This is a genomic window from Nostoc sp. ChiQUE01b (assembly GCF_034531255.1).
GTDB lineage: Bacteria > Cyanobacteriota > Cyanobacteriia > Cyanobacteriales > Nostocaceae > Nostoc.
The window spans coordinates 1-20,084 of record NZ_JAVRBM010000007.1; the positions used below are offsets into that span (position 1 = coordinate 1).

At 41.2% G+C, this 20,084-nt stretch carries 18 protein-coding genes; 4 read left to right on the plus strand and 14 right to left on the minus strand.

Going from position 1 to position 20,084, the window contains the following annotated elements:
* Nucleotides 1-163: 163 nt before the first annotated feature.
* From RMY63_RS06735 to RMY63_RS06745, 3 genes are all read right to left on the minus strand, one after another.
* Entirely contained in the window at nt 164-1,183 is a 1,020-nt protein-coding gene (locus RMY63_RS06735) for an ABC transporter ATP-binding protein (protein ID WP_322727965.1), read from the minus strand.
* 135 nt (nt 1,184-1,318) lie between these two features.
* Complete coding sequence (locus RMY63_RS06740) at nt 1,319-2,299, minus strand: choice-of-anchor A family protein (RefSeq protein ID WP_322727966.1); 981 nt, start codon at nt 2,297-2,299, stop codon at nt 1,319-1,321.
* Nucleotides 2,300-2,494: 195 nt separating this feature from the next.
* The gene (locus RMY63_RS06745; RefSeq protein ID WP_322727967.1) at nt 2,495-3,964 is read right to left on the minus strand and encodes an aminotransferase class I/II-fold pyridoxal phosphate-dependent enzyme; all 1,470 of its coding nucleotides are present in this window, start codon (nt 3,962-3,964) and stop codon (nt 2,495-2,497) included.
* Between the two features lie 468 nt (nt 3,965-4,432).
* Between RMY63_RS06745 and RMY63_RS06750 the strand changes: the two genes are divergently transcribed.
* Nucleotides 4,433-5,140, plus strand: a complete 708-nt coding sequence (locus tag RMY63_RS06750; RefSeq protein WP_322727968.1) for a M15 family metallopeptidase — start codon at nt 4,433-4,435, stop codon at nt 5,138-5,140.
* Between the two features lie 5 nt (nt 5,141-5,145).
* Here the strand turns inward: RMY63_RS06750 and RMY63_RS06755 are convergent, their stop codons facing one another.
* The 4 genes from RMY63_RS06755 to RMY63_RS06770 all read right to left on the minus strand — a co-directional run bounded on the left by RMY63_RS06755 (nt 5,146) and on the right by RMY63_RS06770 (nt 7,225).
* Nucleotides 5,146-5,619, minus strand: coding sequence for a TspO/MBR family protein (locus RMY63_RS06755; protein WP_322727969.1), 474 nt, complete (start codon nt 5,617-5,619; stop codon nt 5,146-5,148).
* A gap of 261 nt (nt 5,620-5,880) precedes the next feature.
* Nucleotides 5,881-6,354 carry a TspO/MBR family protein gene (locus RMY63_RS06760; protein ID WP_322701606.1) on the minus strand — a complete coding sequence of 158 codons (474 nt, stop codon included), beginning with the start codon at nt 6,352-6,354 and terminating at the stop codon, nt 5,881-5,883.
* A 339-nt stretch (nt 6,355-6,693) separates the two neighbouring features.
* On the minus strand, nt 6,694-7,059 hold the full coding sequence (locus tag RMY63_RS06765) for a type II toxin-antitoxin system PemK/MazF family toxin (protein ID WP_322727970.1): 366 nt from the start codon (nt 7,057-7,059) through the stop codon (nt 6,694-6,696).
* A complete protein-coding gene (locus RMY63_RS06770; protein WP_322727971.1) occupies nt 7,043-7,225 on the minus strand; it encodes a hypothetical protein in 183 nt (60 codons plus the stop codon). The genes RMY63_RS06765 and RMY63_RS06770 overlap by 17 nt, the downstream gene beginning before the upstream one ends.
* Before the next feature lie 192 nt (nt 7,226-7,417).
* On the opposite strand from RMY63_RS06770, the gene RMY63_RS06775 reads away from it, so the two are divergent.
* Nucleotides 7,418-7,636 carry a DUF433 domain-containing protein gene (locus tag RMY63_RS06775; protein WP_322727972.1) on the plus strand — a complete coding sequence of 73 codons (219 nt, stop codon included), beginning with the start codon at nt 7,418-7,420 and terminating at the stop codon, nt 7,634-7,636.
* Nucleotides 7,636-7,839: a hypothetical protein gene (locus RMY63_RS06780; RefSeq protein ID WP_322727973.1), complete on the plus strand. Its 204-nt coding sequence runs from the start codon at nt 7,636-7,638 to the stop codon at nt 7,837-7,839. Before RMY63_RS06775 ends, RMY63_RS06780 begins: the two co-directional genes overlap by 1 nt.
* Nucleotides 7,840-7,883: 44 nt before the next feature.
* Here the strand turns inward: RMY63_RS06780 and crtR are convergent, their stop codons facing one another.
* The gene (gene crtR, locus RMY63_RS06785) at nt 7,884-8,774 is read right to left on the minus strand and encodes a beta-carotene hydroxylase (RefSeq protein ID WP_322727974.1); all 891 of its coding nucleotides are present in this window, start codon (nt 8,772-8,774) and stop codon (nt 7,884-7,886) included.
* A 381-nt stretch (nt 8,775-9,155) separates the two neighbouring features.
* Here crtR and pyk point away from each other — a divergent pair, with 381 nt between their 5' ends.
* Entirely contained in the window at nt 9,156-10,925 is a 1,770-nt protein-coding gene (gene pyk / locus RMY63_RS06790; protein ID WP_322727975.1) for a pyruvate kinase, read from the plus strand.
* 153 nt (nt 10,926-11,078) lie between these two features.
* Here pyk and RMY63_RS06795 read toward each other — a convergent pair whose 3' ends face one another.
* From RMY63_RS06795 to RMY63_RS06820, 6 genes are all read right to left on the minus strand, one after another.
* Nucleotides 11,079-12,860, minus strand: a complete 1,782-nt coding sequence (locus RMY63_RS06795; protein ID WP_322727976.1) for a M61 family metallopeptidase — start codon at nt 12,858-12,860, stop codon at nt 11,079-11,081.
* 465 nt (nt 12,861-13,325) lie between these two features.
* Entirely contained in the window at nt 13,326-14,504 is a 1,179-nt protein-coding gene (devC, locus tag RMY63_RS06800; RefSeq protein WP_322727977.1) for an ABC transporter permease DevC, read from the minus strand.
* A 42-nt stretch (nt 14,505-14,546) separates the two neighbouring features.
* Nucleotides 14,547-15,743, minus strand: coding sequence for an ABC exporter membrane fusion protein (locus RMY63_RS06805; RefSeq protein ID WP_322727978.1), 1,197 nt, complete (start codon nt 15,741-15,743; stop codon nt 14,547-14,549).
* Between the two features lie 254 nt (nt 15,744-15,997).
* On the minus strand, nt 15,998-17,128 hold the full coding sequence (locus RMY63_RS06810) for a sulfotransferase (protein ID WP_322727979.1): 1,131 nt from the start codon (nt 17,126-17,128) through the stop codon (nt 15,998-16,000).
* 226 nt (nt 17,129-17,354) lie between these two features.
* Entirely contained in the window at nt 17,355-18,464 is a 1,110-nt protein-coding gene (locus RMY63_RS06815; protein WP_322727980.1) for a ketoacyl-ACP synthase III, read from the minus strand.
* A gap of 66 nt (nt 18,465-18,530) precedes the next feature.
* Nucleotides 18,531-19,901: a cytochrome P450 gene (locus tag RMY63_RS06820; RefSeq protein WP_322727981.1), complete on the minus strand. Its 1,371-nt coding sequence runs from the start codon at nt 19,899-19,901 to the stop codon at nt 18,531-18,533.
* Between the last annotated feature and the right edge of the window lie 183 nt (nt 19,902-20,084).

Genomic DNA, 20,084 nt, shown 5'->3' on the forward strand with positions numbered 1-20,084 from the left:
TGGGCATTGGGCATTGGGCATTGGGCATTGGGCATTGGGCATTGGGCATTGGGCACTTGTACTGAGCGTAGTCGAAGTATTGGGCATTGAGTATTGGTTATTTCTCCCTCATCTCCCTCATCTCCCTCATCTTCCCCATGCCCCATTCCCCATTCCCCATTCCCTATCTCATATTCTGCTTTTTCTCAGCTTTGGGATCGCGGGTGGCGACGGCTGCTAGTTCTGCATCTAACAAGGTGCGTCCTGTGGCGGCGAGATAAACATCATCGAGGCTGGGGCGAGATTGGGCGATACCAAATATGGGCAAGCCCGCAGTATTCAGCGCTTGCTGTATGTTAATCAGAACATCATTCTGAGGTGTCACTACCAAGTTGAGCGAATTACCTTGAGCACTGTTGATGATGATTTCTTGGACAAAGGGCAAAGGTTTCAAAAGGTTTTTAGCTGTTTCAGCTTCCTCAATCGGGGAAAATTCGCGGATGCGCAAGGTGATGCGATCGCCCCCTACTTGATCTTTTAATTGTGATGGTGTATTACTTGCAATTACAACGCCACGATCTATAATTGCCACGCGATCAGCTAAAGCGTCAATTTCTTCTAAGTAATGGCTGGTAATTACTACTGTCGTCCCAGAGGCGCGTAATTTTCTCAGGAAATCCCATACCACAAAACGAGTCTCTATGTCAAGCCCCACAGTTGGCTCATCTAATACCAAAACATCTGGTGCATGGAGCAATCCAGCAGCCAAGTCTAGGCGCTTGCGTAAACCGCCTGAGTAGGTTCCTGTCTTTTTGTTGGCGTATTCTTGCAAACCGAGTAAATCTAATACCGTTTCAATACGCTGTTTGGCTACTGCGCTTGGAAGGTGATAAAGTGCTGCTTGCAATTGCAGCAGTTCTTTTCCAGTCAACACCTTATCTATAGCGACTTCCTGAGCTACGTAGCCTAGTCGTTGTCTTGCCACTTTCGGATTATCTAACACAGAAATGCCAGATACTTCGATTTTGCCAGCATCCGGTGTGGTCAGCGTACACAAAGCACGCAAGGTAGTAGTTTTCCCAGCACCGTTGGGGCCTAGTAAACCAAAAATTTCTCCTGGTTCTACCTGAAAGGAAACATCTTGGACGGCAACCACTGTACCGTAACGTTTTTGCAGATTTTGAATTAAAACGGCGGGAGCCATGACAGCCGATCCCCAACTATACAAATCTCAATAAAGTCTATCTTCATTGTAGAAGGTAGAGAGCTAGGAAATAGCGCATCAGCGAAAATCTGTAAACAAGTTCGCTTTATGCGCTATGCTGCCAAAAATTTTTAATTATTCTAAACAAGTTGGTTGATTGCGTTTGTAGCGAAACAAACCAAATACTACAGTAATTAATCCTAAACCTGAAAGATTTGCAGGCTCTGGAACCTTAATACGAGTGGGACGCTTAGGCGGATTGTAGTACTTAATTGGGACATCTGGCAGATCGCCATTAAATAAATAGTTGTGAGACTCGCCATTTCCTGTCAAAGAAGCTACTACTACATTGCCGTTAATTTGACCGTTATTGAAATTGAAATTAGCCAAGGGCGCAAGAATACTACCTTGGATGCCAATTCCACTAGCAGTTAGGTTTGTTGCTTCATAAAAGTTGTAGATTACTTTTTGTTTATCTGCGCCAATGATATTAAACCCAAAATTTTGCAGTGAGACATCCTTACCGCTGATATTGACAACGATAGTTGAATTTGCGTCCCCCTTAATTTCAAAATAGTTTGTCTTGGAGACAGATGAGCCTGCAAGATTAAAAATATTGAAAGCAGTACCACTGCCACTAAGGTTAATAGCACCCCAAGGTTGAACTGTTGTGTTACCAGTGGGAGTTAAGGTTGCCAAATATTCAGATAGTCCTCGCAGTTCTTTCCCTGCTTCGTTGAAGTCGATGGGATTACCCTTGCTGAAAGTTCCTTGGGGAAATCCTACATTGTTGGATACATTGGCGCTGCCTCCATAGACAGCATTACCGTGGTAGACTTGACCATTGCTCAGAGTTAAATTCTGTCCAGCGACTACTACGTTGCCGCTATTGTCAGCAAGTCTGCTTCCAAGTCCGCCGACGAAATTTATGTTACCGCCAGCAGCAACTTTTCCTTCAATATCTGTATATTTTTGAGAGATATCTCCCAAAACAAATACATTGTAATCAGAGGCAGCGCCAAACTCAACTGCATTCGCTCTTGCTGAGAAACCCACCGCTAGAGTGACTACAATCGGAGCTGCTACTAACCCTGTATAATATGTTTTTGATTTCATCTTCTAGTTTAGGAATCATCAAGACGATCCTATGGGTATAAATTAAAGATTGTACAAGTTTACCAGGTATTTTTATTGAAGTTTCACACTAGTATAACTACTGTATATTTTTCCCCAAATCATCCGAAAAACCGCACATTTACTATTGACTTCATAAATTAAACTTTTATGAAAATCAGGAGTTATAATATAACGTTATTTCACAACCTTCAAACTTTTGAGGCTAATATCATTGCAACCGCTAATAAATCCCCCTATAGCCTGGATTTGTTGTAGGTATTCAAGGACGGATTCGGTGATGACTTCTCCCGGCATTAACACAGGAATTCCTGGGGGATAGGGACAGACGATTTCAGCACAGATCCGTTTATTGGTTTGTATCAAAGGTAGTATTTCACTGACAGCAAAAAAAGCTTCACGGGGAGAAAGTTGTAAAGCATAATCCAGTGTTCTGTCTAAATTTTGCCAAACCTGGTTTTTAAGAGTCAAGTTGCCTCGGCGATATTCTTTGGCGAGGGTGTTGAAACCTTGCACTAATTGTTCAATATCGGCTGGGGTGTTGCCCAAACTAATGATAAAGGTGAGATGTTGTAGTGAAGCGAATTCAGCAGTAACACCTAATTTCTCATCGAGAATTTCATCTGCTTCAAATCCGGTTAAACCTAAACCAGAAACTGTGACAGTTAGTCGCGTTTTGTCTAAAGCTACAAAGCCGGGAGATTCCGCCAACCGAGGCATTTCCAAAACTGATAATCCAGGAATTTGACTGATTCTGGTTCTAGCTTCTTGGGCAAGTTGCAAAGTGCGAGACATCAGCATTTTTCCGTGGAGTGCCATTTGCTGACGCGCTGCATCTAAAGAAGCTAAAAGTAAATAACTAGGACTGGTAGATTGTAAGAGTTGCAAAGCTTTACTGATGCGATCGCCATCTATCCTGTTACCTTGAACGTGCAACATCGATGCCTGTGTCATCGCACCGAGTACCTTATGGATAGATTGTACAGTTAAATCTGCACCTGCGGCTAAAGCTGGAGTGGGTAATTCGGGATGAAAGGCAAAGTGTGCGCCGTGGGCCTCGTCTACGAGTAGAGGGATATTATATTGATGTGTGATGTTGGCGATCGCACTCAAATCTCCACAAACACCGTAATATGTGGGGTAAACTGTCAACACTGCTTTGGCGTCGGGATGTTTTTGGAGTGCAGATTGTAGGGTATTGGGGGTGATGCTGTGGGCAATATCTAAAACTGGATCGTATTCAGGATTAAGAAAAATTGGATAAGCGCCGGAAAGAATTAAGGCAGCGATCGCAGAAGAATGTACATTGCGAGGCAGAATAATTTTGTCACCCATGCCACAGGTAGCGAGAATTGCCGCTTCAATCCCACAGGTAGAACCATTGACAAGGAACCATGTTTGCGAAGCGCCAAAAGCTGCTGCTGCTAGTTGTTGTGCTTCTTGAATAACGCCTTGGGGTGCAAAGAGATTATCTAAATCTGCTAATTCGGTTAAATCAGCGCGAAAGACAGCTTTACCAAGTAAATCAGCCAAGGGTTGAGAAATTCCCTCACCTAGTTTGTGTCCTGGGGTATAAAAAGGAGCGTGGATACGTGCTGCATTGGCTTTTAAGGCGTCTAATAAGGGTATTTGGTTTTGATTGAGCATTTGGAGAAAAAGAACCGTTAATGGGACTTAGACAAAAAGTAGCCAGAAAAAAGCCTCAAATTTATATACAGAGAGACTTTGACATCGTTTTGTCTAGTTTCTTGATATATCTGGGTTTCAAGCATTTTTGAGCATTTGGTGTATTTTTCTTGCCCTGTATGGGTTTGAGGGTTGTTTGTGCCTCAAAAATGTTTAAGTCCCGTTAGGAGAGAGGAATGGAAGTGAGGTCTGAGTGTATTGCATCCAAATCAGAAACGCTATATTACTTTGTATAAATAGCTGATTATTAGCGTAGGCGTAGCCCGCTGTAGGCATCGCCTTTTAGAAAAAAAGTTTTTGGTTTACTGTTCAGGGTTGAGAAAAATTGGTATTGCACGCAGAAGCGCAAAGGACACAGAGGAAGAAGAGAATCGTTACACACAATGCTATGCTTGCGTTAAAATCCGTAAGTCCTGCGTGGCTGACTAGATGAGACCTTATCATCAAATCCCAATTTTTGAGTGTGGTGAACCGCTAGTAGCGATTCCTTTAGAATTGTTTGCGGTGGAATCTCCCCATCCTTATGAAAAATTAGGTGCGCCTTATGGCGATCGCTCTCCTTATTATCTCCGTCAAAGCGTTATTGAAAACTTGCTCCAAGCGCAAAATTATCTTAATCTCCTGCATCCTAACTGGCACATCCAAATCTTTGATGCTTATCGCCCGATCGCAGTCCAACAGTTTATGGTAGATTACAGCTTCGCCAAAGCAGTGCAGGATAGGGGACTGACTGAAGTGGAGTTATCCCCAAACCAACGCCAAGAGATTTGGGAAGCGGTTTATGCAATTTGGGCTGCACCAAGTTTGGATGAAAAAACTCCCCCTCCTCATAGTACTGGTGGGGCGGTAGATGTAACGCTAGTAGATGATGCAGGGCAAATAGTAAATATGGGTTCGCCAATTGATGAAATGTCAGAGCGATCGCATCCTGATTATTATGCCAATAGCGATCGCTCACAAACGCAAAAGTATCATGTTCACCGTCAGCTATTGCGAGATGTAATGTTAAAAGCCGGCTTTCAACGCAATCCTAGAGAGTGGTGGCATTTTTCTGTTGGCGACCAGATGTGGGCTTGGCTGAATAATCAATCTAATCCAGCCAATCCTGTCACCGCACGTTATGGGCGTCTTCCATAGATGCGTTATGCATCTTGAGGATTTAACTCTCTTAACTCCTCGGTGGTATAAGTACCAATTGGAGTCCAAACTAGATAGGGAAGAAGTAACAGCGCCGCCATTAAAGAAATTGGTAAAACGCAGATTGCCAAAACAACGGCTAAAATCAAACCGATTAGCCCAAGAATTTCCCCGGTTTTGAGACTGCGAAATCTCAACATTAGAGGTATGTAGGCAACGGTGATAATTTCTACCACGAGATACAAAGCCATTAATAGCCAAGTAATTAGGCTGACGGGGTTTTTTTGCCAGACAATATTAGCTGAAGCTGCACCACTGATAAAAATCACAGTCCAAATGACCGGAATCAGCGGCTCAAAAACTAGCCAGCGAGGGCGACTTAATTGTGCAAACCATTTAACATCACGCGGCGTAATCAAGAAACTCCCAAGGGCGATGAAGAAAGTTACAGCCCCAATTATTATCCAAGATGGAATCATAATGCACTCAAGTTTTGTGTATTTTGTCAAGTCATACACTGCAAGTTTGACAATTTAGGCTCTATGTTTAATCATTCCCTGGTGCGAATCTTAGACCAATCTGAAAAGAATTGTCACCGATGGATTTACAAAATCCAAATAGAGAAAGCAATTCCATAATACTTTTGACTTTTGACTCCTTCGGAGTTCGCCAGTCGCTCATGGGGGAAACCCCCAAGACCGCGCTGGCTCACTTTTAGCTTTTGACTTCCGCCTGCGGTACTAGGCATCTTGAGGATTGAGACTCATCATCTGCCAAGTGGTATAAGTACCAATGGGACTCCAAAGCAAATAAGGAACTAGTAATAGTGCTGCCCAACCAGAAAACCCTAAGACTGCAAGTATCAATAAAACATCAATAATCAAACCTGTGCCACCAAGAATTGTACCCACTTTCAGACTGCGAAGCTTAAACATTACAGGCGTATAGGCAATGGTAACAATTTCTAATAGCAGATATAAACCCATGATTAACCAAGTTGAGGTGCTTCCTGGGTCTTTTTCCCAGACAATATAAGCTGACCAAGCACCGCAAATAAATATTACAGTCCAAATAATCGGAATTGCACCCTCAAAAGTTAGCCATCTCGGTCGTTGTAAACGCTTGAACCATTGGCGATCGCTAGGCGTAATCACGTTCGCGGCTAAAGCAACCAAGAAAGCCACACCCCCAATCACCATCCAAGATTTAATCATGCCCGTTAGTCCCTTACAAGCGCTATCTATCGCTTAATATCACTCTTTATAGTGTGATTTTGTCAATTTAATTGCTAATTACTCATCATCCCTGAGTTTGAACCCTTCACATCGTTTGGCAGGATTTTCAATTATGGGCATTGGGAATGGGGCATTGGGCATCGCTATCGCTTTGGAGGCGTTGGCGTAGCCCGCCGTAGGCATCGCTTTATGCAATAACTCTATTGTTTTGAGCTAGAAGAGGCAGAAGGGTAAAACCCTTAAACCTATGTAATTGTTCGTGAACGGAGTTATAGATGTATCTATACTCCGTTTTCTTGTTGAGTAATTGGTAGCCTACTATAAAGTGTTATCCACATCTCTTGAATCCTCCTGCTGTTCCTCAATTTCTAAATCCAGAGCAAACATCAAAGCTTGTTTAATTTTGAGTAATGTTTTATCTGGCAGTTCGCCCAGTTTACGCTCCAGTCTTGCAGCAGGAATTGAACCTAGACCTTGAACATTAGCAACAGAGCCTTGTCGTAAAAAACGCAATGCAGGCAGTTCAACTTCGTATGCGCTACCCCGATTTTGCGTAGTTACTGGTACATAGAGAACTAAAGCACGGGGTGGAGTGGGATCATAGCGAGACACAACGACCACAGGACGCGTCTTGGCTGCAAGTCCTAAATCGACCAGCCAGACTTCACTAGGTTTCAGGTTCATCAATCAAATCCAATACTTCTTGTTCAACCACTCTCGAACGAAGAATATCTAGAGCATCCTGGTCTGCCAGTTCAATAATCTCTACAAGGCATTGCCGCACTTGTTGAGCAATGTCAGGTTGCCATTGGCGTAGTTTTGTGTCTAGTTCTTGGACTAAAGCATCCATTTCAAGCTTCCATAACAAGATGTCGTATTTGCTTCTATGTTAAAGTATTCGCCAACAGACTAGTGTTGGTCATGATGCAGTTTTATCAGTTAGCGATCGCACTCTGCAAGGAGACAATGGCATATATGCTGAGATTTCCGAGACAACCAGAGCTAGGATCGGAAGGTAGTCTGTCGCAGACAAGCTAACTATATGACATCCACATCACGTGTTGTTCATAGCGACCCCGATATATTGGCAGGAACCCCTGTTTTTATTGGTACTCGTGTGCCGATAAAAACCTTGCTCGATTACCTAGAAGCGGGTGACTCACTGGATGAGTTTTTAGATCACTTTCCCAGTGTCAGCCGTGAGCAAGCGATCGCCACTCTAGAATTAGCAAAGGAAATGCTGACCGCTTATTGCAATTGATGGTGCAGGAGAGTTTCACGGTTCTCCTGACAACAGACCAAAACTTACGATATCAGCAAAACTTGCAACAGGCTGGAGTTGCGGTCGTTGTTCTGGTAGCGTCTAGTAATCGTTTGGCTGATTTACTTCCATTGATACCCAGTGTTCGCAATGTTCTAACAACGATCGCTCCGGGTGTGGTTGTTGAAATCAGAGATTTTTGACGCATTGGCGCAGCCCACCGTAGGCATCGCTTTATGTAATAACTCTATTCTTTATGATGATGAAACCGAATTCCTAAAAAGATGTCATAAACAAACTCAAAAAAGTCCTTTTTCTGCAACAATCCTGAAGTTTGATAACATCCTTTTTCATCTAACAGTGGTTTCATCAGATAATAGCTAGGCTGGTAATTATACCAAGGAATCGAAGGCCACAAATGATGAATTAAGTGGTAATTCTGTCCCATAATCAAGATATTGAGAACTTGGTTAGGATAAACGCGAGCATTTTTCCAGCGATCGCGTTCGGCAAAAGGACGATGGGGCAAATAGTCGAAAAATAAGCCTAGTGCTATCCCCACCACAAAAGCCGGTATAAACCAAAAATTGAGAATGTAACCCAAAAAGTGGTATTGGACTGAGATATAAACAATTACACCGATAATTAAGCGGCTAATAAACCATTCTAGTAGCTCATATTTACGCCACAGTCGCCGTTGAAAGAAAAATACTTCGTGGTATAAAAACCGCACTGCAATCAACCACAGCGGCCCACCCGTAGAGACATAATGATCTGGGTCGTCTTGAGGATGATTGACATGACCATGATGCTGTAAATGCACCCGCGTAAATACTGGAAAAGCAAAAGCTAGCATCAATGCACTGCCATGCCCTAACATCGCATTCATCAGCCGATTGCGATGGGCAGATTGGTGACAGGCATCATGAATTACTGTTCCAGCACAATGCAAAGCAATTGTGTTAACGCAAAAGCATAGCCAGTGCGGCCATTCCCAAAGCCAGTAACCAAAGTTGGATAACACCAGCATGGTTACAGCTACAGAAAACAACAGCAGCGTCGGATTGAAATCACCAGGAGGCGCTAAAAATTCCTTGGGTGGGATTGTCAGTGGCTTTTGTGCCTCCGATGCGATCATCTTTAAGATTGACTCCTTCTTAAGCAGACATTACGAATATACGATAAATATTAGTGAATAATAAAGTTTTACAAAGTTTTGTATAGCAAGATTTATCCACAGTTTTGCATATTCAGCAGATGAATAACGCTATGATTCCAGACGAAGCCTAGTCTTTACTGATAAGTAGGGTATGACAATCGGCAAGAAGTTGATGGAATAAACTCCTTGATGGGGAAGATGGATACAAGATTGATGTACTATATCTACTCTATCCCACAGCCCCCACTCTCCCATAAACCCTCTCTAACTGCTTATATTTTATTGATATAGCAGTGACTGAAAAGGAGATGCCACTTAAGTTACGATGACTTCCCAGATAGCTCCCTAACTTCAGCCCCTATGCAATTAAGAGATTCTCTGCGCCGGACAAAAATTGTCGCTACTATTGGCCCCGCTACTAGCAGTCCTGAAATGCTCAAGGCGATTATTGAAGCGGGAGCCACGACGCTGCGGCTAAACTTCTCCCACGGAACTCATGCCGACCATCAACGTAGTATTCGCTTAATTCGGCAAACTGCTTTTGAACTAAATCAGCCAGTGGCTATTCTCCAAGACTTGCAGGGCCCAAAAATTCGCTTGGGAAAGTTTGACAACGGATGTATAGTTTTGGCAAAAGGCGATCGCTTTACCTTGACAAATCGTCCGGTAGTAGGTACTCAGGAAATTAGCTGTGTCACCTACGATTATTTAGCCGAAGAAGTCCCAGTTGGGGCAAAAATCCTCCTTGATGATGGACGAGTAGAAATGCTGGTGGAGGAAATTAACCGGGACAAAGGTGATTTGCATTGTCGCGTCACCGTGCCTGGTAAACTTTCTAACAACAAAGGTGTAAACTTTCCCGGCGTTTACCTGTCAATTAAGGCAATGACCGACAAAGACCGAGAGGATCTAATGTTTGGTCTAGATCAGGGTGTCGATTGGGTGGCACTTTCCTTTGTCCGCAATCCCCAGGACATGATCGAAATTAAAGAACTAATTTCTAGTACAGGCAAGCAAGTGCCAGTGGTTGCCAAAATTGAAAAGCACGAGGCCATCGAACAAATGGAAGCGGTTCTGGCTTTGTGTGATGGCGTGATGGTTGCCAGAGGTGACTTAGGGGTGGAATTACCAGCAGAAGATGTTCCGGTACTGCAAAAGCGACTAATTGCGACAGCAAATCGCTTGGGGATTCCCATCATCACCGCTACTCAAATGTTAGATAGCATGGTGAGCAATCCCCGTCCTACTCGCGCGGAAGTATCGGATGTGGCAAACGCGATTTTAGATGGCACGGACGCGGTGATGCTCTCCAATGAAACCGCCGTGGGTAGCTTCCCTGTAGAAGCAGTGGCGACGATGGCGCGGATTGCCGAGCGGATGGAGCAGGAACAAGCCCAACACCTAAACTTACGTTCTTTGAAAGATTCCCGGCGCTCCATTCCCAATGCGATTAGTCAAGCTGTAGGTCAAATTGCCGAACAATTAGGTGCATCTGCAATCATGACCCTAACCCAAACAGGGGCAACAGCTCGCAATGTCTCTAAGTTCCGTCCCCAGACACCGATTTTGGCAGTGACGCCCCATGTAAATGTGGCGCGGCAGCTACAAATGGTGTGGGGAGTAAAACCCCTGTTGGTGCTAGGATTACCTTCCACTGGTCAGACATTTCAAGCTGCGATTAACGTGGCTCAAGAACTTCAGTTACTGTCCCAAGGAGATTTAGTCGTGATGACTGCTGGCACACTCCAGGGAATTTCCGGCTCCACAGATTTGATTAAGGTAGAGGTGGTAACAGCAGTACTAGGTCACGGAATTGGACTGGGACAAGGTTCAGTGAGTGGTCGCGCACGGGTAGCTAGTACTGGCATGGATGTGAGTAACTTTAATCCTGGAGACATATTGGTTGCACCCCGCACTAGTGCCGATTTTGTGGAGGCAATTCGGAAATCTGCCGGGATTATTACTGAAGAAGAAAGTCTCACAAGTCACGCAGCAGTAATTGGCTTGCGTCTCGGTGTACCAGTGATTGTGGGCGTGAAGCAGGCAACACAGGTGATTCGAGATGGGGCGATTATAACGCTGGATCTGCAACGGGGTTTGATTTACTCTGGGGCGGTGAGAACGGCTTAGAAGTGGGGAGTGGGGACTGGGGAATGGGGAATGGGGAATGGAAAGAGACAAGGAAGACAAGGGAGATGGGGGAGAGAAGAAAGAAACTTGTTCAATAATTCTCCCTTGTCCCCCTACTCCCTACTCCCTACTCCCTACTCCCCACTCCCTCGATCAAACAGTTGCGATCGCAGCCCCAAGCCATCCAGCAAAGTTTTGCTGCTGTTTGGAGTTAGGATGCTCAATAGACTTTACTTGATATTTAGTTGGATGTGGTGATGCAAGGGTGATGAAATAAGTACGGAGTTCGTCGTGGTGAAAAACTGTAACTTCGATTGTATAGTTTGGTTGGTAATCTTTTAGGCGATCGCTTAAGCCACCTGCCGTTACCTTAATCCCATCAATTGCTAACAACTCATCGCCTGCATCAATTCCCCCTACTTGTGCAGGTGAACCAGTCTCCACAAACTTAACGATCTCCCGCCCATTCTCTGTATTTATTCTCACACCCAGGTAAGGTTCTTCTTGCTGCTCGGCTACCAACTGCAAGCCAAAGGGTTCTAAATACTGATTGAAAGGCAAATCATCAGTACTATCAATGTAGCGTTTAAAGAAATCAGTCAAATCGATTCCGGCAACAGATTCGATAACTTCCTGCAACTGTTCTGGGGTATAGCCAATTTCAGCTTGCCCAAATTGCTGCCACATTTTCAGCATCACGTCATCGAGGGAGCGCTGATTGTTGTGAGTAGAGCGAATCAGCAAATCCAGCAGCAACGATACCATTTCTCCTTTTAAATAGTAAGAAATTTGGGAATTACCGCTATTGGCATCCGGGCGATAGAGTTTTATCCAAGCATCAAAACTCGACTCGGAAACGGGTTGTACCTTGCGCCCTGGTGTCATTTCATATCTGGTAATTTCCTTACCCAAATTATTCAAATACGACTGAATATCAAAAATTCCTGCCCGCAAAGGAATTAACAAGTCATAGTAACTAGTAGTGCCCTCACAAAACCACAATGATGGTGTATAGTTTTCTTGGTCGTAATCAAAAACCTCTAATGCTTTTGGGCGAATTCGCTTGACATTCCACAAGTGAAAGAATTCGTGTGCAACTAATTGCATAAAGCGATCGTACTTATCCTGAGCGCGAAATCCAAAACGCTGGTAAATCAAGGAGCAAGAGTCTTTATGCTCCAAACCACCAAAAGCTTGGCTAAATAAATGTAGCAGAAACACATATCTTTGATATGGCAAACCGCCGAACATCTGCGCTTCTACCTGAATAATTTTTTGGATATCAGCAATCAGCTGCTGGGCTTGGTAATTACCTTGCCCCCAGATTGCCAATTCATGGGGTTTTCCTAATACCTCAAATTTATACAATTGGTGGCTACCAATCTCAAAGGGAGTATCCACTAGAGTATCAAAATCGCTAGCTAAGAAAGTATTCGTTTCTTCACCAACGGGTGGTAAGGCAGTAGTTACCTGCCATTCCGGCTGTGGTGGTACGATGGTGACGCGAATGGGTTGCTTATCCCAGCCCGGTATTCTAAAAAATAGTGCCGCACCGTTAAAATAACCGTGGGTGCTATCTAAGTGATTTGTTCGTACCGATAGCTCATTGGCAAAAATGCGGTAACGTACAGTTAATTCTGAAATACCTATTTTGTCTACCTGCCAGTGATTTTTACCGATCTTCTCCCAAGTTAAAGGCTTATTCTCTGCAAAAGCCTCAAAATCCTGTAAATTCTTCGCGTATTCCCGGACTAAATAGGAACCTGGTGTCCAAACGGGCAATTTTAAATCGAGAATCGGTGAGGAATAATCGACAAGGTGTAAAGTAACCTCAAACAGATGGGTTTCTGGTTGGGACATTGCCACCAGGTAATGAATCGTTGGCCCAGTTTCCTCGACGTAGGTGTTGGGACGAGTTGCTGTTGCTTCAGTCATCTTGTTTGCTGAGGTAATTGTTAATGGGCTACGCCCCGCTGCGATCGCGGAGCGTCTCGTAGAGAAGACAGTAATTCGTAGTTAAGACCCCACGGATAAATCCGCTTGCTCTCAAATAAAGATTACACTTTATTTCTTTTCTATAACTAAAGTTATAGTACTTATTTTAGTAGATAATTACTACACGGATTTTTGGTATTTCAGCCATGTTTAGTAGCCTGCGATCGCACCAAAAATCCGCACTAGTAAGACCAAATCAAAAGTAAGGGGGATGGCACAGATTCTTGGATTGAAAAACCCCATTTTGAAAATCTAGTTTTCAGGTAGAACCGTAAATGCTCAAATATAATACTCGTATCCTTACTAAGTATGCCACAGCCTTGGTTAAACAGTGTGTACTGCTGACGCAAACCAACCTGGCGGTTGCTGTAATTCAAAATTTATATTTTTTACTGAATTGATATACTAAAAAATATCTGCTGGATCTGCGGAACGGAGTTTTCTGATAGCTATAAAGCCAGAAAATACACACATTGAAATTGTTGCGATTAGTATAATTAATATATTATTAAAACTCATTATTATTGGTAATTTAGTAGCACCTCTAGCAAAATTGTATATACCTAGAGAAATAGCAAATCCAGGTATATAACCAAAAAATGCTAAAATCAGAGCTTGTTTAAATATTACATTTAATAAATAATTATTTGAATAACCTATAGCTTTTAAAGTAGCATAAGCAGTTATTTGAGTCGAAATATTACTATAAAGAATTTGATACACAATGACTATACCAATAACAAAACACATTGTGAGCATGAGGTTAAACATAAAACCAATAGGTGTTCTTGTAGCCCAATATTTTTTCTCAAAGTTTTGAAACTCTTGTTTGGTAAATATTAAGACATCATTAGCTAAATTGTTTCGTAGATTGGTCAAAATTTTTTGTGGTTCGGCACCAGAATCAAGAATTATCACACCTACATCTATCATTTCTGAAGTTCGGTTATTTTGAAATATTCTGAGGAAAGTTGAGTCACTGACAATTAAATTACCATCTACTCCAAAAGAAGGGCCTAAGCTAAATAAACCACCGATTTTAACTCGATAACCTTTAACTGCGTTAAAAGCAAATATTTCGACTATTTGCTCAGTATTTTCTGATTTAAATTTTTCAGCAACTGGGCCGAATTCTGGTCGAGAATTTTGGTCGAATAGTACTACATCAGGAATTTTAATTTTATCTAAATTATTCTCAACTTCTGGTAAATTTATAGCTACCTTTCCTGGTTCAATACCAATCAGATATATGGAGTATTTTTCACCGATTACTGGATTTTTAAATTTGGAAAAGCCCAAATACATAGGACTGATTGACTTTACACCATTAAATCCTAAAGCTTGATATAAACGAGTACGAGAAAAGCTTTGATTTGAAGTCAAAGATTTATATTGAGAACTAACTAAAAATAAATCTCCTTGGAGACTATGATGTACCCGGATAGCACTTGAATAAAGAGCATCTTGGAAACCAAGTTGTGTAAACATCAAAATTACAATAAAAGTAATTCCAGCCACAGCTGCTAAAAAACGAACTTTGTTTTGGGCTAGTTGTAGCCAAGCTAAAGGAATTTTAAAATTCATAATTCCAGGTTGTAATTGTTTTAACTAACCTGAGGATAGCAATTATATTTGAATGGCTACATCTACCTGTAAATTGGTTAAACTTGCAACCTGTTGATTGTCCTTTGGATTATCTATGCGGATTTTCACCTCAATTACTCTCCGGTCTGTGTCTACTCCTGGATTAAGACTTAAAACACTCTGTTTGCTTACTTGTAAACCAATCTCGCTAACTACTCCCCGCAATTTTCCAGGAAATGTAGTACTGGTGATGCTGGCTTTTTGACCTACACGAACTTTTTTGATATCAGTTTGATAAACTTCCGCTACTACATACATGTGAGATGTTTCACCTATATCAACAATTCCTGAATTGCCAATCGTTTCTCCTGTTTTGGTATGAATTTTTAAAATTGTTCCATTTATAGGAGATGTAACATAAGTTAAATCTCGTTCTACTTTTGCTTGTGTAATTGCAGTCATGGCACTTTCGAGTTCGGCTTGTGCCACCTGAACATCTACATCACGTACTTCGCTAAGACTTACCAACCTGGCTTTTGCCTCTTTTATCTGGTCGTTAAGAGTATTCATACTCTTGTTTAGGTTTTCTTTAGCTTCTGTGAGTTGCTGTTGCACTGTCTGGAGTTCTAAATGCTTGCTATCTGCAATAGAAGCTGAAATAGCACCTTCTCTATATAACTGCTGATAACGATTGTTTTCGGTTTGAGCGTTGTTTAATTGAGCTTGCAAGCGGGCAATTGTTGCTTGTTGAGTGGTAACTTCTCCTTTTAGTTGAGTTTCTAAACGGGTCACTACCGCTTTTTGAGCCTCAATGTCTGCCGATTTTGCTTTGGCTTTGACCTGCGCTAGTCTAGCTCTAGCAACTTTAACTTTGTCTTGTGCCTGTTGTAGTGCCGCTGTCGCTTTAGCATAATCTTGGAGGAATGCTACTATTTGCCCTGCCCGAACTCTGCTTCCTTCTTTGACCAGCAGTTTTTCTACTCGGTTACCTGAGAGCGAACTGGGGGCAGATAACACAGTCACTTCACCTTGAGGTTCTAGACGGCCTAAGGCAGTAATCGCAACTCTAGGGCGAACTGTATTATAAGGTTTTGGCGATATAGTCTGACTATTAGACCGAAATTGCAAAAGAATATATACAGACGCTATCCCTATGGCTAATGCGAGAGAAAGTGCCAATATTATTTGCCACCTATATGAGGATTTTTCAAGTAATTGCCTTTCTTGGTCTGCTGCCATATTTTCGCCCTAATTCTCCTGTCTTTGAAGTTAGGAGAAAAAACTAACTAACTTAATAGCAATGTGATTCTGCCAAAGTTTTGTATAAATGGAGAAACTAGTGAACCTCAAAGTATTTTCTCATATTATGCGTAATATAATAAACATTAATTTAAGTTATTTGCATTGCTTAAATTCGCGCAACGTGTAGCAAATTGATTCAGCTTTTTATCTTGCCTCACAGCTATTTTTTTTTAAACTAATAATACTTACCACTACTTTGGAGGACTATATTGCCATTTATCAATAGTAAATTTCCAGGCATTATATACATTATTTATTGTTTCTTCATTCAAGGAATATTGATTTTTTATATAATGCTTTTGCGATTCAATATATTTTTTAAAATTCTCTTCATATTCATCAAATCCTGGTAAATTAAAATACTCGTATATCCTTTTAAGTTCTATTATTTCATTATCTACAAAATCTTCATACTTAATTTCAATAAAATTGTTTGGAGGAATCAAGTTTTTATCATTAAAAAATTTTTGCATCATCTGGTGATAAAATTCTATAATCACCGCCTCTGTTTCTTCTTCGTTTAAATTTTGGAAAGTCAACGTTGGTAACAATTTTTTATATAAGTGCTTTGTTGACGAATATACTATGTAAGGATTTCTGTAAATATGAATAAATTTGGCGTCGGGAAACATTTGTAACAAAATCTCGATTCTTCCCGTATTTGGAGGATTTTTTAAAACCAGCCTTTTGCCATTAAATTCAAAAGTTGCTTTTTTTAAAATATTTAGATATACATTTTTCCATTTGGATTTTATTTCTTCAGATAATCCATCAAAAAGTATATATTTTTTAAAATATTCTTTAATATTTTTGGGAAAAGAGAAACCATGATAGAAAGAATAAGGCGATAAATTCCCCATAGCAAATTCTTCTTCTTGGGGTAAATCACTTGAAAAATGGATATTATCCATTGGTCTTGTTTGAGGCATCAATATATCTACAGTAATTTTCCATATTTTTTTATTGCCTAAACTTAAAAACATCCCGGGAGCAGATACTTGGGCGATGGAAACATATCCTAAATTTTTATCTTGAATTATTATGTTATGCAAATAAGTTGTACCACTTCGCCAATGACCAACTATAAAAATTGGAGGATATTCAATAGTTAATTGTTCGAGTTGTTTTTGGTAAAACAGTTTTTCATAAAGTCTAATTGGAATAAATAAAAAGCTAAACAAGGAAGTCATAATAGCTACAAAAATGTAGTTTGGATCAACCCCCCGATTACTGATAAGCAATTTAATCCAGTTAACAAAGGAGAAACCTGCTAGCGATCGCAAGGACTTAGGAGTCTTTTCTTTGATTGTTTTTATATTCATAGTTTTTCCAAGTTTCTCATAAAACACACAAATTTACTTTTAGGAATCTCACAACACTTATAACTATTAATACTTTTAATAACATCTGTTCAAATACCTATAACTAGGGCTGATATAGAAATGTACCAAACCCAAAGACACAAAGCAATTATTATTATGAGTAAGTTATTAGACTTATCTGATTCAATAAACAGTTTGTGTATCTTGGTTTCCAAATAGTCTCTCCTTAAATACGCACCCGCAAGTGTCCAATGCTGTAGCCGCTAGCAGCCCCAAAAAGCATGACTTCCTGTCCTGCTCCCCAGGTTAACAATCCCTGCTCAATAGCTTTGTGTAAAGCTAAAGGAATTGCAGTGCTAGCTGTATTTCCAAAATATTCGGCTGTAATAATTGACCTAGTAATTTTCGCAGCCTGACAGACTTCCTCAATAAAACGTTTAGAAATTTGGTGCCCTATCACTAAAGCTAAATATTCGTAACAAGAGGCTTCTTGAAATTTTTCCTGGCGATAGCGGTTATATTCCTTGAAATAGGGAATGGCGTAGTTGCGTACCAATTTAGCTAATTCAGGCATATCCAGATAGAATCGGGGATGGGACAATCCTTCGGAACGATGACGCCAATCTATCTGTTCGGGAACGTGACATAAGTGCCAATATTCACCCATACTCATGAGATTTAAGTCCAAAAATCCCAAATTCCCATCTGATGGCTCAACAACAATTGCAGCCCCAGCGTCCCCCAAAGTTAACCCGCCAAGCTTGGTGCGGAGTTCTTCCTTACTGGAAATTTTATGATTAACGGTATAACTCCCAACTTCGCCACTAACAATTAAAACTCGGTGTGCTGCACCAGTAGCAATCAGACTATTGGCAACATTCAGAGCTTGCAGAACGCTATTACAAGCGTTCTTAACATCAAAAGCGTTAATTCTAGAAATTCCCATCTTGGCTTGCACAATGTTGGCTGTAGCGGGTTCTAGGATATCCGTATCCGTAGCCGCAAATATGAGGGTATCAATATCATTGACGCTTAAGTTGGCTATCTCTAGAGCTCGCCAAGCTGCTTCTATTGCTAGTTCAGATGGGGATGTCCCTTCTTTGGCATAATGCCGAGTTTTGATACCAGTAAGTCGCTCTATTAGTTTAGGTAAATTCTTCTTAAGCGCATTAGGCCCATCAATCATCGCAGCTAGTTCTTCATTATCAACGATGCGTTCAGGAAGATAAACTCCTAATGATTTGATTTGAGAAACAGGGGTTTTATAAACCTGCATTCTTTTGAGAAAAGAACAAGTGCTGAAATTTGTACTCAGGGGATGAAGTAATAGTTGCATTGATGTTTTATGTATGTATAATTTTATTTTGGAGCTTTGTTTGAGGACTTTGGATTCTGACAACATCTAACGCTTGGTTAACAACATTTTCATCCCGTGTTTGGGACGTAATGTTAATGATGGGAAAATCTCAACAGGATGCCCTGGTACTAGTTTTAACTGGAAATTCTGGAAGATGGTCGCAATCAGAAGAACAATTTCCATCATGCCGAAATCTTTACCAATACAGCTTCGCTCTCCCAAACTAAAAGGGAAATAGGCTCCCAGGGGTATCCTTTTTGCTAAACCATCCTCCCAGCGGCTAGGATTGAATTTTTCCGGCTCAGGAAAAAACTCAGGGTTGCGGTGTGCAGACCACGGAACTGCAAAAACTCTAGTACCTTTTGCCACTGAGTATCCACTAATTTCAGTATCCTCTAAAGCAACGCGTTCCATCAACCAAACTGGGGGATAGAGACGTAAAGCTTCTAGAGCAATTGCTTCGGTATAGCGCAATTGAGGTAAGTCTGCAACAGTGGGGGTTCTTCCCCTCAAAACCGTTTGTAATTCTTCGATTAATTTTGCCTCCACTGATGGGTGCTGCGAAAGAAGGTAGGATGTCCAAGTCAGTGCGATCGCTGTGCTTTCGTGACCTGCAAGAAAAATATTGATCACCTCATCCCGCAATTGTTGTAATGTTATTTGGCCGCCTTCTTTTTGTTGAGCGTATATTAGCAGGTCAAGGAAGTTTCCTTGGCTTTTTTCATTAGTACAACGTTGATTAATAATGTCATAAACAACTTGATCTAATTGTTTAACTGCTCTGCGAAAACGCAGATGACCAGGAGTCGGGAACCAGTTGGGCACCAAAAACAGAGCATTCATGCGGTTTACAAAACGATTCATGGTTGCATCTAGGACAGTGGTTACAATGTTTGCAGCCACAGGAGCTAACTCAGTACCCAACATGGTTTTGGCTATTATCGACATGGTTATGCCGACAAACTCTTGATAAACATCGCGCTTTTGTCCATCTTGCCAAGTAGCGATGACGCGGTTGGTTTCCTCAACCATCACTTCTCCATAAGAAGTAATCATCTGTTTATGAAAAGCAGGTTGAGCCAATTTGCGTTGATGTTGATAGAATTTTCCTTCACTGAGAAATAAACCATTACCTAGTAGTAACTTGGAGTTATTACGCAAGAAATGACCTTTCCTCATAAACATCCTATTTTGCTGAGAGAAAACCTCTTCAATGTAGTTCGGGTGATTGAGCAGCAATACTCGTGTCCAACCCACGCGTGAAGGAATGATATCAGCACCATATTCCCTAGCGTAGTTAAAGAAACTCAAGGGATCTCGCGCAGCTTGCAACAGGTGACTAAAAAGCCAATGTCTTTTAAGAGTAGATGTGTCAGTTTTCAGTAAATGTTCAGGCAAATTTTGGAGTTTATTCAAAATTTTTAACTCGATATAATAATTAAATTATCTGTAGTCATCTGTTTTGCATTTACATATTTTAATAATATTGGAAATCGATTAATTATCTACTTACATAGTGTTAATTGCAGTATTAGCTTATTCGCTTTTATGACTGTTGAATTTTGACTAGAATATATTTGGAATATAGCCGTATTGTTT